The sequence below is a fragment of the Streptomyces glaucus genome, from assembly GCF_039533365.1.
Lineage (GTDB): Bacteria > Actinomycetota > Actinomycetes > Streptomycetales > Streptomycetaceae > Streptomyces > Streptomyces glaucus.
Genome location: NZ_BAAATK010000036.1, coordinates 24,220 through 37,822, shown reverse-complemented (window position 1 = coordinate 37,822; position 13,603 = coordinate 24,220). Strand labels below are relative to the sequence as shown.

Annotated in this window: 10 protein-coding genes and 3 pseudogenes; 3 read left to right on the top strand and 10 right to left on the bottom strand. The window is 69.3% G+C overall.

Features of this window, described 5'->3' with window-relative positions; all coding sequences use genetic code 11:
* Positions 1-237 precede the first annotated feature (237 nt).
* Positions 238-1,479: a serine hydrolase domain-containing protein gene (locus tag ABD363_RS23550; RefSeq protein WP_344606814.1), complete on the top strand. Its 1,242-nt coding sequence runs from the start codon at positions 238-240 to the stop codon at positions 1,477-1,479.
* A gap of 115 nt (positions 1,480-1,594) precedes the next feature.
* Here the strand turns inward: ABD363_RS23550 and ABD363_RS23545 are convergent, their stop codons facing one another.
* Positions 1,595-2,131 (bottom strand): DUF4232 domain-containing protein, encoded by a 537-nt coding sequence (locus ABD363_RS23545; RefSeq protein ID WP_344606812.1) that lies wholly within the window; start codon positions 2,129-2,131, stop codon positions 1,595-1,597.
* A 187-nt stretch (positions 2,132-2,318) separates the two neighbouring features.
* On the opposite strand from ABD363_RS23545, the pseudogene ABD363_RS23540 reads away from it, so the two are divergent.
* A pseudogene (locus tag ABD363_RS23540) lies at positions 2,319-2,471 on the top strand (IS5/IS1182 family transposase); the annotation flags it as partial.
* Between the two features lie 227 nt (positions 2,472-2,698).
* Here the strand turns inward: ABD363_RS23540 and ABD363_RS23535 are convergent.
* The 4 genes and pseudogenes from ABD363_RS23535 to ABD363_RS23520 form a co-directional block, all read right to left on the bottom strand.
* Positions 2,699-4,138, bottom strand: coding sequence for a DUF2079 domain-containing protein (locus tag ABD363_RS23535; RefSeq protein ID WP_344606810.1), 1,440 nt, complete (start codon positions 4,136-4,138; stop codon positions 2,699-2,701).
* The gene (locus ABD363_RS23530; protein ID WP_344606808.1) at positions 4,135-5,040 is read right to left on the bottom strand and encodes a hypothetical protein; all 906 of its coding nucleotides are present in this window, start codon (positions 5,038-5,040) and stop codon (positions 4,135-4,137) included. The genes ABD363_RS23535 and ABD363_RS23530 overlap by 4 nt, the downstream gene beginning before the upstream one ends.
* A 108-nt stretch (positions 5,041-5,148) precedes the next feature.
* On the bottom strand, positions 5,149-5,535 hold the full coding sequence (locus ABD363_RS23525; protein WP_344606806.1) for a peptidase inhibitor family I36 protein: 387 nt from the start codon (positions 5,533-5,535) through the stop codon (positions 5,149-5,151).
* Positions 5,536-5,885: 350 nt separating this feature from the next.
* A pseudogene (locus ABD363_RS23520) lies at positions 5,886-6,677 on the bottom strand (IS5 family transposase).
* Positions 6,678-6,732: 55 nt separating this feature from the next.
* Between ABD363_RS23520 and ABD363_RS23515 the strand changes: the two are divergent.
* Positions 6,733-7,035, top strand: a pseudogene (locus ABD363_RS23515) (family 43 glycosylhydrolase); the annotation flags it as partial.
* 172 nt (positions 7,036-7,207) lie between these two features.
* Here the strand turns inward: ABD363_RS23515 and ABD363_RS23510 are convergent.
* The 5 genes from ABD363_RS23510 to ABD363_RS23490 all read right to left on the bottom strand — a co-directional run bounded on the left by ABD363_RS23510 (position 7,208) and on the right by ABD363_RS23490 (position 13,513).
* Entirely contained in the window at positions 7,208-8,356 is a 1,149-nt protein-coding gene (locus ABD363_RS23510) for an aldose epimerase family protein (RefSeq protein ID WP_344606804.1), read from the bottom strand.
* 58 nt (positions 8,357-8,414) lie between these two features.
* Positions 8,415-9,662: a multiple monosaccharide ABC transporter permease gene (gene mmsB / locus ABD363_RS23505; RefSeq protein ID WP_344606802.1), complete on the bottom strand. Its 1,248-nt coding sequence runs from the start codon at positions 9,660-9,662 to the stop codon at positions 8,415-8,417.
* Positions 9,659-11,209: a multiple monosaccharide ABC transporter ATP-binding protein gene (gene mmsA, locus ABD363_RS23500; protein ID WP_344606800.1), complete on the bottom strand. Its 1,551-nt coding sequence runs from the start codon at positions 11,207-11,209 to the stop codon at positions 9,659-9,661. Before mmsA ends, mmsB begins: the two co-directional genes overlap by 4 nt.
* Before the next feature lie 32 nt (positions 11,210-11,241).
* On the bottom strand, positions 11,242-12,354 hold the full coding sequence (gene chvE, locus ABD363_RS23495) for a multiple monosaccharide ABC transporter substrate-binding protein (protein ID WP_425578018.1): 1,113 nt from the start codon (positions 12,352-12,354) through the stop codon (positions 11,242-11,244).
* Positions 12,355-12,544: 190 nt separating this feature from the next.
* On the bottom strand, positions 12,545-13,513 hold the full coding sequence (locus tag ABD363_RS23490) for a hypothetical protein (protein ID WP_344606797.1): 969 nt from the start codon (positions 13,511-13,513) through the stop codon (positions 12,545-12,547).
* Between the last annotated feature and the right edge of the window lie 90 nt (positions 13,514-13,603).

Genomic DNA, 13,603 nt, shown 5'->3' with positions numbered 1-13,603 from the left:
GGAACCGCTTCGAAGCCGCCGCGGGGGCCACCGTGCGGCCGGGGCGCGATGCCCGGCCCGCCCCGACGTCACCGGGGCCCGTGGCGGGACGGCGAGCTGCGTTCGTCCACCGGGGCCCCGGGAGAACCCCGTGCCGGCGAGGTCGTCCGGGTGCGGGAGGCGTCGGGGTGCGACCGGGGCCGTTTCCGGGGTGAACCCCGATGCCCGCGGGACGTGCCCGCCGACAGGGTGAGGGGCATGACCCCGACACCCATGTCACGCAGGTCCCTTGTGGGCGCCGCCCTGGCGGGGACGGCCGCGCTGGCCGCCACCGCGGCGCTGCCCGCGCACCGCGCCACCGCCTCGCCCGTGCCGCTGGACCCCACCGCCTCCCCCGCGCCGCTCCCGCCGCTGGACCCCGCCGCCCTGCAGGCGGCGATCGACGACCTGGAACACCCGCCGTCGACCGCGGCCCAGCTGCGGGTGAGCGGCGCGGGCGGCCGCTGGCGCGGCACCTCGGGGGTGGCCGACCTGTGGACGCGGCGTCCGGTGACGGCACACGACAGGGTCCGGATCGGCAGCATCACCAAGGTCTTCGTCGCCACGGTGGTGCTGCAACTGGTGGCGGAACGGCGGATCGCCCTGGACGCGCCGGTGCGGCGGTACCTGCCGGGGCTGCTGCCGGGCCGGTTCGCGGCCGTCACCGTGGCGCACCTGCTGAACCACACCAGCGGACTGCCCGACCACGTCGGCATCCCGGACCCGCGGACCGCGGAGGAGGTGTTCCGCCACCGCTTCGACCACTGGACGCCGCGGGAGTGGGTGGCCACCGCGACCCACGGACCGCTGAAGTTCGCCCCGGGCACCCGGCAGGAGTACCGCGGCATCAACTACGCGCTGGCCGCGCTGATCGTCGAGAAGGCGACCGGCCGCCCGTACGGGGAGGCCGTCGCGGCCCGCATCCTGCGCCCGCTGGGCCTGGCGCGCACCGTCGTGCCGGGCGACGACCCGCGCGTCCACGGCCGGCACGTGCACGGCTACCTGGCGATGGCCGACGGCAGCCTGCGGGACATCACCGCGTACGACCAGTCCGCCAGCCGGGGCGAGGGCGACATGATCTCCACCACGGGCGATCTCGACCGGATGCTCGCCGCGCTGTTCGCCGGCGAACTGCTCCCGCCGGGACTGCTCCGGCTGATGTTCACCCTGCCCCCGGGCGACGTGCGGATGCTGGACGGCTCCCCGGCCCGCTACAGCGCCGGGTTGCAGCGGGCCACCGTCAACGGCATCACCCTCTGGGGCAAGACCGGGGAGAAGTACGGCTACAAGAACGCCGCGTTCGCCACCCGGGACCGGCGACTCCGCTTCGTCCTCGCGTACCACCCGACGACCGCCCGCGACGGCCGGGAGAGCCAGATGATCGCCCGGGTCGCCGACCTGCTCACCCGCGCCCCGGGCACCGGCGCACCCGGGCCGGCGGCTGACCGGGCCGGCGGCTGACCGGTCCGGCCGGAACCGCGTACGGCCGGGCCCCGGACCGGCCGGCGGGTCCCGCGGGGCAGGGCCCGGCCCCGCACGCCGGGCCCTGCCCCGCGCGGCGGGGCCGGGCTGGGGGTCAGCCGGTGTAGGGCACGGCGTCGGCGGGGTCGGCGTGCCAGTTGGTGGCCACCGGCCGGTCGACCAGGACGGGCTCGGCGAGCCGGAAGGTGACGGCGTCGGCCTCGTAGCCGGCGACGGCGACGAAGAGCTGGCCGAACTCCCTGCCGCCGTCGGAGTCGGTGCTCTTGGGGCTGATCCCGGCGTAGGCGGCGGTGGAGCCGGAGAGCTTGATGGTCTCGCCCACGCTCTGCTCGACGGGGGTCACGTGGGTGTCGGCGGCGGAGCCGAAGGCGGCGGACGGGAAGGTGCCCTCCAGGTAGCAGGTGATGCCGGGCAGGGCCTTGGCGGTGACGAGGAAGTAGCCGCCGGCCTGCGTCCGCGTGCTGAGCGTGAACGACAGGTCGTTGGTGCCGCAGGCCTGCCCCACGTCGCTCCCGCGCGGGGTGGCGCCGCTGTCGGCGAGGGCGGTCGCGGCGGTCGTGGTGGCCAGGGTCGCGGCGGCGGCGACGGTCAGGGCCAGGCGGGCGGAGCGGGAGGCGGGACGTGGACGCATCGGAATCTCCGTACGGGAATCGGGATCGCCCGGCGGGCTGCCGGGACGGCCTCAGCCTGTGCGGTGATCTGTCCCGCCCGCCACCAGCCACCGGCAGCACGGGACGCTGGAACGCGGAAACGCCCGCTGAACAGCACGGACACCGGTCGCCTGGAACGACCGCCTGGAACGACCGCCTGGAACGCGGCTGGGCCGGCGCCGCCGGGTCGTCGAAAGAACGGTCTCCCGGCCGGCCGGCTGCCGAAGGCTGCACCGCCGCTACGAGCGCAGGGCCGAACACTTCCTGGCCCTCGTCGGCATCGCCGCAGCCCTCATCGGCTACCGCCGACTCACCAACTGAAACGACGTCTTGGATTCAGGCAATGTTGATCAGGAGCGGGATGGCCAGGTGCTGACTCGTAATGCGTGGGTCTCGGGTCCGAATCCCGAAGGCGGCTCAGACGGAGCCCAGGTCAGTTACTTGCCGACCTGGACTTCTTCGTCGGCGGCGACCCTGCGGCGGGTGTGACGGGCCAGAGCCCCGGGCAGTCGCCGCGCTGCACCGGGGCTCGAGCGGCCGGACTTTGCTCAGTCCTGGAGAGCCAGCACGGCGTACTGCTGATCTTGGAAGACCAGGTCGTACTGGGCTGAAGGGTGCAGTTGCTTCACGTATCCGACGGGATCAGTGAGCGGAGTCGACCAGCCCGAGACCAGGTCGAGGGCGACGTACTGGGGTGTCAGCGTGCCCGTGTTGCCTACCCAGTACACCGTGGTTCGGCCGGTCAAGTGGCTCATCAGGCCGGTGTTGGCCTCCACGGTCGTGCCGTCCGGGATGTGCGACACCGCGGTACGTGCCGCCGCGGCCCGCGTGCCTCCGTCGTAGGTGCGCGGCTGGAGGAGATCCCGCAGCGGCAATTGGAAGCAGAGTGTGGCGGCGATGGCCGCGACGGCCGGCACCGCATTGCGTGCGTAGCGGCGGATCCAGACGCGGGAGGAGTGCGGGGCGTCACGCACGGCGTCGATGAGCGCCATGAAGGCGATGGGCATGAGTACGGCGCTGTAGTGCCAGTCCGTGCCCCAGTAGTTCGGCTCGTGGGACAGGAACCGCCAGCCCAGCGTCGGCACGGCGACCAGAACGAGGGGGGAGCGCAGCGCGAGGAAGGCCGTCACCCCGATGACCCACAGCAGGGTTTCGCCCTTGGTGCCGAGTTCGTCGAGGACTCCGGCGGGCCAGCCGGGAGAGTCCGCTCCGCCGCCCGCGATCTTCTGCCAGTAGTCGTAGCCGCTGCTCGGATTGAACATCGGGATGACGACGAACAGGACGGTGGCAGCGGCCGCCGTGCCGAAGATGGCCAGCCGGATTCCCAGCATTCGCTGACGTGCGATGAAGAGGCAGACCCCCATGGCTGCCACGGTCAGCCCCAGGTCCTCTTTCACCAATACCAGAGGTATGCACCAATAGGCGGCGTGATGCCATTTCTTCAGCAGGAACTGGCGCAGGGCGACGGCCAGCAGAGGGACCGCGAAGCATATTTCATGGAAGTCGAAGTCGACGGCTCGCTGGACACCCCATGAAAGGCCGTAGGAAGCTCCGAGAAGCAGCCCCCGAGCCTGCCCCAGGAAGTGCGTGGCCGTCTCGGACACGACGACGGCCGACACGGAGAAGAGTGCCGCCTGCACCAGCAGAAGCGTCACCGGGCTCGGGAAAATCCTGTACAGCGGAGCCAGCAGAGTCAGAACAGGACTGAAATGGTCGCCCAGAATATTGAAGTCCGGCCCTTTGATGGGTGCGATCGGGGGCTGGAGATGGGCGTAGGACCGTACCACCTGTTCGAATATCGCCAGGTCCCACGACACGGACTCGAAACGGCTGTACCGCGCAACGGAGTGGGTCGCGTAGGCGCCGAAGAGTAGGATGCCCAGCAGGAAATGGGGAGTGCGCGCGGAACGTGCCACACGCTGGATGTCGAAGAATCGTGAAGAGCTGTCGGGCGGCGTGGCGGGAAGCTCAGGGTGAGCGGATTTCATTCTGTGTCGCCTGTAACTTTCTGGGCGGCCTTCAATTGTTCACGCTTCGCTGCGTGAATCGTGTCGAGTTTCTTCGAGTTCTTCTCGATCAACTTCTGCTGATAGGCCGACTCGACAGCGTACCAGACACCGATCAGATTCGTATTTTTCTTGCACCGGACATCGGCAACAGCGGTCTCTACTTCTCCCTTGCCGACCTCGGGCCGGGAGAACTCGGGAGCGGACATGGCCGCCATGGGGTCCGGGTACTTGTATCCAGCCTTGTCCATACAGGAGGACCAGGATTGGAAAACCGACTGTACGCGCTTGTCCTGCATGGACAGTTCGTAGGACTTGGAATTGAGATCCTGCGATATGTCCGAGACTCCGAAGGGCGACTCTCCGGCGAGGGTCTGCTCGGCCTGTCCCGCGCAGCCTCCTTCCGGCACGTCCTTCCCGGCCCCCTCTCCGGTCAGCGCGCGGTACTGCTCGGCCGGCAGTGGCGGCTCCGGCCGCACTTCCGCGCCCGGCATGTGGTAGCCGCTGTCTGCCGCCAGGTCCGCGTCCGCCAGACCGTATCGGCGCTCCGTCATGGTTTTTGGGCCGACATGTTTCTGCGGTTTCGGTGGGGTGTAATCGAGCCCCAGTCCCCGCATGCACTTCTGGATCAGCGCGTCCCGCGCCCGCATGAGCGACGACATTTCCCCGTCGGTGAAGAGATATGGCTCCAGCGGCAGCTTCAGCCCTGCAACTGTGTCGATGTCGCGTATGCCGGTGACCGATGGCACCGGTATTCGATCCTCCGGCCCGGCTTTTTCCCCGGATGCCGCCGAACATCCGGTCATGGCTGTGGAAGCCAGCGCCACGACGAAGAGCGCGGCCGTTGTTCTCCTGCAAAGGGCGCGCGGACGGGCGCGAGACATGGGTGTCCCTTCTGTCGCGTGTACAATAGGAAGACCCGGCGTCCTGCCCAACTGCGATGGGCAGGGCGCCGGGTTCTCAGCTCGCTATTCGGTCAGAGGCTGATTTGCTCAGGCCCAGAGCCACTTGAACGACGCGTTGTTGTTGTAGGTGTTGCTGAGATTCCGCCACGACGTCGGCTGGACGTTGTCGTAGACACCGCCGTAGTTGGAGTTGTAGTAGACGCGGGCGACGAGCCCTGTCTGCAGGTTCTGCGCGGAGGCGGCGTTGTTCTTCACCGCCTGGCCGGCCCCGTCCCCGGCACCCTTGAACGTGTAGCCCGAGAAATCTGCGACGTTGTCCCAGAAGGGGTAGTACGCATTCTGGATGTTTGAGTTGTAGAACAAGCAGAAGTGCGACGGGTTGCAGGTGTTGGTCGCGGCATTTGCCGGGGCGGCGAGGCCGACGACTCCCGCGCCGGCCACAGTCAGGGCGACCAGTGCCGAACGAATGCGCATGTCAGACCTTCCTTTTGTCGGTTTTCGGGCAGGGGAAGTGTCATTTTTATTCAATCCGCGAAAGGAATGAAATCAAACCCCCACCGAGGCCGCTTTTCGGCCTCCAAGATCAGACTAGCTGATCTTGGAGGTCGCTGTGTAGTCAGTTTTGCGAGGTGATATCCGGCAGAATGCTCACATGGTTCCAATTCGGGAGTGCTCGCAAGCGTCGTCCGCCGTACGACTGCCTTGCCGTGATCCTGGAAGACGACGACAGCCCCGGGCAGTCACCTCGCTGCACCGGGGCTCTTTCTGTCCCTCAGGTCCGCCGGTGGCGGCGACGCTTCCCCGAGTGCGGCCAAGACGTCGTTTCAGTCGGTGAGTCGGCGGTAGCCGATGAGGGCTGCGGCTATGCCGGCGAAGGCCAGGAAGTGTTCGGCCCTGCGCTCGTAGCGGCGGTGCAGCCTTCGGCAGCCGGCCGGACGGGAGACCGTTCTTTCGACGACCCGGCGGTGTCGGCCCAGCCGCGTCGAGGACTCGATGCCCTTGCGGGCGATGCGGTGGCGGATGCGACGCTCGCGAAGCCGTGTCCGCAGGTGGTCGTTGTCGTAGCCCTTGTCGGCGTGGAGCTTGGCCGGACGCCGGCGGCGGGGCCCGCGGCGGGAGCAAACGGGCGGGATCCCGCGCACGAGCGGCTCCAGGCCGAGGCTGCCGTGCAGGTTGGCGCCGGAGATGCCCAGCGACAGCGGCACACCGTTGCGGTCGGTGATCAGGTGGATCTTCGATCCCGGCTTGCCACGGTCGGTCGGATCCGGTCCGGTCAGCGGCCCCCTTTTGCCGCCCGCACGCTGACGGAGTCGATCGCGCACCGCGACCGGTCCCGCTCACCCCGCACGCCGAGTTCGCCGAGGACGACCCGGTGCAGCCGGGCCCAGACCCGGTCCCGGCTCCACCGGGCGAAGCGCCGGTGGACCGTGGGCCGGCCCGGACACCGGCGGCGGCTGCCGCCAGGTGCGGCCCGAGGTGGCCACAAAGACGATCGCCGCCAGGCATTCACGGTCCCCGGCCCACCGCCGGCCGCCGCCCTGCGGGCGTATGACCTCCGTCGGCGGGACCACCCGTCGAAACAGCGCCCACGACTCGTCCGGCACCAACCGCTCGATCAGATCCGTCATGCGCGGCTCGACGAACGATGCCGCCATCAGAAACGACGTCTGCCTCTTCGCCTCGTACGACACCCGCTGCGCGGGCACCGGCTCCACGTACAAGGTGAAGGCGGGCCGCGCCACCAGCGCCACCGGCCCGTACCGCGACAGGAACGGCGTCGCGCTGACGGACAACGGCGGCACGCCCGTGCTGGAGTCGCACGGCGGCGTCATCGGCCCCGGCGGCCAGTCGATCATGAGCGACGCCGACGGGGACCTGATCGTCCACCACTACTACGACGGCAACGACAACGGCACGCCCAAGCTCGGCATCAACCTCCTGAACCGGAGCAGCGGATGGCCCGTCGCCTGCTGACCCGGCCGGCCGCCGACGGCGCCGACGCACGGCGGCGGGCCCGGCGGGACGACGCCCGCCGACAGGGCCGGCCGGACCCGCCCGGCCCGGGCGGCCCGCGGGGAAGCACGGGCCGCCCCTTCGTACGGGGACGGCGGAGGTGTCGTTCAACCGGCGCGCGCGGGAGGCGGGTTCAGTTCCCGAAGGAGTGGATCGTCGTCGTCCGCCAGGTCTGCCCCGGCCGCAGCACGGTCGACGGGAACGACGGCTGGTTCGGCGAGTCCGGGAAGTGCTGGGTCTCCAGGCAGAGCGCGTCGCCCTGGCGGTAGGTGCGGCCGGAGGTGCCCGTCAGCGTGCCGTCCAGGAAGTTGCCGGAGTAGAACTGCAGGCCGGGCTCGTTCGTGGCGATCCGCAGGGTGCGGCCGGAGGCGGGGTCGCGCAGGGTGGCCGCGTGCTCGGGCCGGGCGGTGACGCCCTTGTCCAGCACCCAGTTGTGGTCGAAGCCCTGGGCGGCGATCAGCTGCGGGTGGGCGGCGCGCAGGTCCCGGCCGACCGGCTTGGCGCGGCGGAAGTCGAAGGGGGTGCCGGCGACCTTCGCCAGTTCGCCGGTGGGGATCAGGCCCGCGTCGGTGGGGGTGTAGCGGGAGGCGGCGATGGTCAGCTCGTGGTCCTCGATGCTGCCGCTGCCCTCGCCGGCCAGGTTCCAGTAGACGTGACTGGTGAGGTTGACGACGGTGGCCTTGTCGGTGGTGGCCGCGTAGTCGATGCGCCAGTCGCCGTGCCGGGTGAGGGTGTAGGTGACCTTCACCTTCAGCGTGCCGGGGTAGCCCTGCTCGCCGTCGGCGCTGGTGTAGGACAGGCGCAGGCCGACGTCCGTGCCCGCGGTGAACGGCTCGACGTCCCACACCCGCTTGTCGAAGCCCTGCGCGCCGCCGTGCAGGCTGTTCTCGCCGTCGTTGACGGAGAGCTGGTACGCCGTGCCGTCCAGGGTGAAGCGGCCCTTGCCGATGCGGTTGCCGTAGCGGCCGATCAGGGCGCCGAAGTAGGGGGACTTCGCGACGTAGTCCGCCAGATCGTCGAAGCCCGCGGAGACGTTGGCGTACCGGCCGCGGCGGTCGGGGATCTCCAGGGACTGCACGATGCCGCCGTAGGAGAGGACCTTCAGGCGGGTGCCGCCGTTCTCCAGCGACCAGCGGTGGACCTCCGTGCCGTCGGCGAGCGTGCCGAAGAGCGTCCTCACCGGCTTCCTGCCTCCCGTGGCGTGCGCGGCGCTGCCGAGGGCGGTGGCGGCGATGCCCGCCGCCGCGGCTCCCGCGATGACCGTGCGTCTGCTCATGTCCATGTGCGGCTCCTGCTTCAGGAAGGGGAAGGGCCCCGCCTTCCGGCGGGGCCCGACGGACCTACGAACCGACCTTGCGCTTGTTCCACACGTCGAAGCCGACCGCCGCCAGCAGCACCAGGCCCTTGATGACCTGCTGCCAGTCGGTGCCGATGCCGACGAGGTTCATGCCGTTGTTCAGCACGCCCAGGACCAGACCGCCGATGATCGCGCCGAGCACGGTGCCGACACCGCCGCTCATCGACGCCCCGCCGATGAACGAGGCCGCGATCGCCTCCAGCTCGAAGTTGAGGCCGGCCTTGGGCGAGGCCGCGTTGAAGCGGGCGGCGAAGACCAGGCCCGCCAGGGCCGCGAGCATGCCCATGTTCAGGAAGACCAGGAAGGTGACCTTCTTGTCCTTCACACCCGACAGCTTGGCCGCGGGCAGGTTGCCGCCGATGGCGTAGATGTGGCGGCCGATGATCGCGTTGCGCATGACGTAGCCGAAGCCGACCAGCAGCACGCCGAGGACCAGCAGCACGATCGGGGTGCCCTTGTAGCTGGCCAGCAGCAGCGTGAGGACGAGGACGGCGGAGCCGAGCGCGACCAGCTTCAGCAGGAACAGCTTGGCCGGCAGGACCTCCAGGGAGAACTCCTGCTGGCGGCGGCGGTCGCGGATCTCCTGCAGGACCACGAACGCGATCAGCGCGAAGCCGAGCAGCAGCGTGAGGTTGTGGTAGTTGGTCTCCGGGCCGACCTCCGGCAGGAAGCCGTTGGCGACCTTCTGCAGCCCCTCCGGGAACGGGCCGAGCGTCTGCCCCTCCAGGAAGATCTCGGTCAGCCCGCGGAAGACCAGCATGCCCGCCAGGGTCACGATGAACGACGGTATGCCGCCGTAGGCGATGAAGAAGCCCTGCACCGCGCCCGCGAGCGCGCCCACCGCCAGGCACAGCACCACCGCGAGCGGCCACGGCATGTCGTTCTTGACCATGAACACGGCGGCCATCGACCCGACGAACGCCGTGAGCGAGCCGACCGACAGGTCGATGTGGCCCGCGATGATCACCAGCATCATGCCGATCGCGAGGATCAGGATGTAGCTGTTCTGCAGCACCAGGTTGGAGACGTTGCGCGGCAGCAGCAGGTCGCCGTCGGTCCACACGGCGAACAGCGCCACGATCAGGCCGAGGGCGATCAGCATGCCGTACTGGCGCATGTTGCGGCGCATGCCGTCCAGCACCAGCCGGAGCAGGCCGCCGTCACCCGTGGCCGCCCCTCCCTTGCCGGCCGGCGCGGGAGCCGGCGTCTTGGCGGTCACATCCGTGCTCATCGGGTTACCTCTTTGTCCTTCGTCATCTGACGCATCAGCGATTCCTGTGAGGCCTCGGCCCGTGAGAACTCACCGGTCAGCCGCCCCGCGGCCATCGTGTAGATGCGGTCGCACATGCCGAGCAGCTCGGGCAGCTCGGAGGAGATGAAGACGACCGCCTTGCCCTGGGCGGCCAGCTGGTCGATGACCGTGTAGATCTCGTACTTGGCGCCGACGTCGATGCCGCGCGTCGGCTCGTCCAGGATCAGCACGTCCGGACCCGAGAAGATCCACTTGCTGAGGACGACCTTCTGCTGGTTGCCGCCGGACAGCTTGCCCACCGGCTCGAAGACGGTCGGCGCCTTGATGTTCATGGACCGGCGGAAGCCCTCGGCGACCTGCCGCTCCTCGTGCTCGTCGACCACACCGCGCCGGGCGACCTTCCGCAGGGCGGTCAGCGAGATGTTCCGGTTGATGGTGTCGATGAGGTTGAGGCCGTAGTGCTTGCGGTCCTCGGTGACGTAGGCGATGCCGTGCCCGACCGCCTCCGGGACGGTCCTGGTACGGATCTCCCGGCCGTCCTTCAGGACCGTGCCGCCCGCGTACCGGCCGTAGGTGCGGCCGAAGACGCTCATCGCCAGTTCGGTGCGGCCGGCGCCCATCAGGCCCGCGATGCCGACGATCTCGCCGCGCCGGACGTGCAGGGAGACGTCGTCGACGACCTTGCGCTGCTGGTCGATCGGGTGGTGCACGGTCCAGCCCCGGATCTCCAGGGCGGGCGCCGCGCCCTCCTCGGGCTCGTGCGGGGTGCGCTCCGGGAAGCGGTGCTCCAGGTCGCGGCCGACCATCCCGCTGATGATCCGGTCCTCGGTGGTCCCCGGGTCCTTCACGTCCAGCGTCTCGATGGTGCGCCCGTCGCGGATGATCGTCACCGAGTCGGCGACCCGGCGGATCTCGTTGAGCTTGTGGGAGATGATGATCGAGGTGATGCCCTGCTTCTTCAGCTCCAGGATCAGGTCCAGCAGCTTGCCGCTGTCCTCGTCGTTCAGCGCGGCGGTCGGCTCGTCGAGGATGAGCAGCTTCACCTTCTTCGCCAGGGCCTTGGCGATCTCCACGAGCTGCTGCTTGCCCACGCCGATGTCGGCGACCCGGGTGTCGGGGTGGTCGCTCAGGCCGACCCGCCGCAGCAGCTCGGTGGCGTGCCGGAGCGTCTCCCGCCAGCTGATGACGCCGCGCCTGGCGTGTTCGTTGCCGAGGAAGATGTTCTCCGCGATGGACAGGTACGGCACCAGGGCCAGCTCCTGGTGGATGATGACGATGCCGCGCTCCTCGCTGGCCCGGATGTCCTTGAAGCGGCAGACCTCCCCTTCGAAGAGGATCTCGCCCTCGTAGCTGCCGTACGGGTGGACGCCGGAGAGGACCTTCATCAGGGTCGACTTGCCGGCGCCGTTCTCCCCGCAGATGGCGTGGACCTCGCCCTGACGGACGGTCAGGTTGACGTCCGACAGCGCCTTGACGCCGGGAAAGGTCTTGACGATCGAGCGCATTTCCAGGACGGGTCCCGCCATGGTCGTGCCTTCCAATCCCTAGGGTGCGGCGGTTACTTGAGGTCGCTTTCCTTGATGTAACCGGAGTCGACGACGGTCTTCTGGTAGTTGGACTTGTCGACGGCCACCGGCTCCAGCAGGTAGGCCGGGACGACCTTCGCGCCGTTGTCGTAGGTCTTGGTGTCGTTGACCTCGGGCTTCTTGTCGTTCAGCAGCGCGTCGACCATGTTGGAGGCCACCTTGGCGAGTTCGCGGGTGTCCTTGTAGACGGTCATCGACTGCTCGTCCGCGACGATCGACTTCACCGAGGCGACCTCGGCGTCCTGGCCGGTGACGATCGGCAGCGGCTTGGCCTTGGAGCCGTAGTCGTCCGACTTCAGCGCCGACAGGATGCCGATGGAGATGCCGTCGTAGGGCGAGAGCACCGCGTCGACCCGGTCGGTCTTGTAGGTGGAGGTCAGGATGTCGTCCATGCGCTTCTGCGCGGTGCCGCCGTCCCAGCGCAGGGTGGTGACCTGGTTGAGCTGGGTCTGCCCGGACTTGACGACGAGCTGCTTCTTGTCGATGTACGGCTGCAGGACGTTCATCGCGCCCTGGAAGAAGTAGTGGGTGTTGTTGTCGTCGTTGGAGCCGGCGAACAGCTCGATGTTGAACGGGCCCTTCTTCGAGCCGTCCTTCAGGCCGAGCTTCTCGACGATGTACGTGCCCTGCAGCTCGCCGACCTTCTCGTTGTCGAAGGAGGCGTAGTAGTCGACGTTCTGGGTGCCGAGGATCAGCCGGTCGTAGGAGATCACCGGGATGTCGGCGTCCTTGGCCTGCTGGAGCACGTTGTTCAGCGACTTGTTGTCGATCGCCGCGACGATCAGCGCCTTCACGCCCTGCGTGATCAGGTTCTCGATCTGCGAGACCTGCTGGTCGGGGTCGTCCTCGCCGTAGACCAGCTTGGTCTTGTAGCCCTTGGACTCCAGGTCCTTCTTGACGTTGTTGCCGTCCGCGATCCAGCGCTCGGAGGACTTGGTCGGCATCGCGATGCCGATGGTGGCGCCCTTGGCGCCGCCCGAGTCCTCCTCGCTGCCGCCCTCGCTGTTCTGGCCGCAGGCGGACAGGGTGAGGGCGAGAGAGGCGGTTGCGGCCAGGGCGGCGAGTGCGGCTCTGCGGTTACGCATGATCATCATCCTTGATGTGTGTGCAGGGCTCGGCCTGTGGTGCGGCTTGGTGCGGCGTGGTGCTGGTGCTGCTGCTGCTGGTGCTGCGACGGCGCTGCGGGGGAGGGGCAGGGGCAGGGAGAGGCCGAGAGCAGGTGTGTGGGATTGTGCGCGGCTGTGTCTGCTTCTGTGAAGCCGAGTTTCCGGAACGTTATGACGACGTTTCGAACCGGCGCAGTTCACCCGGCAGTCGGGAGCCGAGCGGCGCCATGTCGCCGTCCGCCCCGTGCCGCGCCAGCAGGTCCAGGGCGAGCCGGCCGCGCCGCACCCGCTCCCGGGCGGTGGCCAGGGTCAGCTCCCGCAGGTGGTGGCCGTAGGGGTAGATCCCGGGCGCCTTGGACAGGCCGAACTTCAGGTAGAGCGGGGCGCCGCGCCGGATGAGCTCGGCGACCTCGTACATCCGCACATAGCCGCCGAGGTCGTCGGGGGCCTCGATGTACATGTCCATGGGGGCGGCCGACACCCGCCGGATCTCGGTGAGGTGATCCAGCGTCAGGTCGCTGGGCACGTTGATGGAGTCGGCACCGAGGTTCTCGTAGACCGCGAACGAGGCCGGGTTGACGGGCCCGACGAGCGCCGAGACCTTCAGCGTGGTGTCGGCCGGCAGGAGGCCGGCCGCGCGCGCCCGGTGCAGCGTCCACAGCACGCCCTCGTCGGCCACGAGCAGGCACTTGACGCCCAGCTCCGTCGCCCGGACGGCGTCCTCGACGCACCCGGCGACGGCGTCGTGGCCGCGCGCCCGCAGGCCCGCCCCGCGCGAGTCGGTCCGGGTCGAGCCGCCGATGTCCCAGGTGCCGCGCGGGCCGGTGAACAGGCACAGCTCGATGTCGCGCTCGCCGGTGGCCTCGACCATCTCGGTGATCTCGGCGTCGGTCAGCATCCACACGCCGCTGCCCTGGCTGATCCGGTGGATCGGCACGTCCAGCCGCGAGGCCTCCTTCAGGACCACCGCCAGCGCCTCGGGACCCTCGCACGAGGGGATCTCGGTGCGCCAGCGGCCGCCGCCGGGGAAGGAGTGCGGCGAGGCGTCGGCGGGGTCGAGGGCGGGCGCGCCCAGACCGAGCGGGGTGAGCACGTGCTCACCGGGCCTGCGGGCTGCCGGGGCGGATGCGTCGGTCACAAGGTGTCCTTCGTGTTCGGTATGTCGGACGGAGTTCGCGGCTCTGGGTGGGAAGGGGCCGTGGGGCCCTGGAGGCACGCCGGTACGGGG

Bases quoted from the DNA above. Each gene is read 5' to 3' on its own strand.
- mmsB (WP_344606802.1), bottom strand. From the start codon at position 9,662: ATGAGCACGGATGTGACCGCCAAGACGCCGGCTCCCGCGCCGGCCGGC.
- mmsA (WP_344606800.1), bottom strand. From the start codon at position 11,209: ATGGCGGGACCCGTCCTGGAAATGCGCTCGATCGTCAAGACCTTTCCC.
- ABD363_RS23545 (WP_344606812.1), bottom strand. From the start codon at position 2,131: ATGCGTCCACGTCCCGCCTCCCGCTCCGCCCGCCTGGCCCTGACCGTC.
- ABD363_RS23530 (WP_344606808.1), bottom strand. From the start codon at position 5,040: ATGTCTCGCGCCCGTCCGCGCGCCCTTTGCAGGAGAACAACGGCCGCG.
- ABD363_RS23525 (WP_344606806.1), bottom strand. From the start codon at position 5,535: ATGCGCATTCGTTCGGCACTGGTCGCCCTGACTGTGGCCGGCGCGGGA.
- ABD363_RS23535 (WP_344606810.1), bottom strand. From the start codon at position 4,138: ATGAAATCCGCTCACCCTGAGCTTCCCGCCACGCCGCCCGACAGCTCT.
- ABD363_RS23510 (WP_344606804.1), bottom strand. From the start codon at position 8,356: ATGGACATGAGCAGACGCACGGTCATCGCGGGAGCCGCGGCGGCGGGC.
- chvE (WP_425578018.1), bottom strand. From the start codon at position 12,354: ATGCGTAACCGCAGAGCCGCACTCGCCGCCCTGGCCGCAACCGCCTCT.
- ABD363_RS23550 (WP_344606814.1), top strand. From the start codon at position 238: ATGACCCCGACACCCATGTCACGCAGGTCCCTTGTGGGCGCCGCCCTG.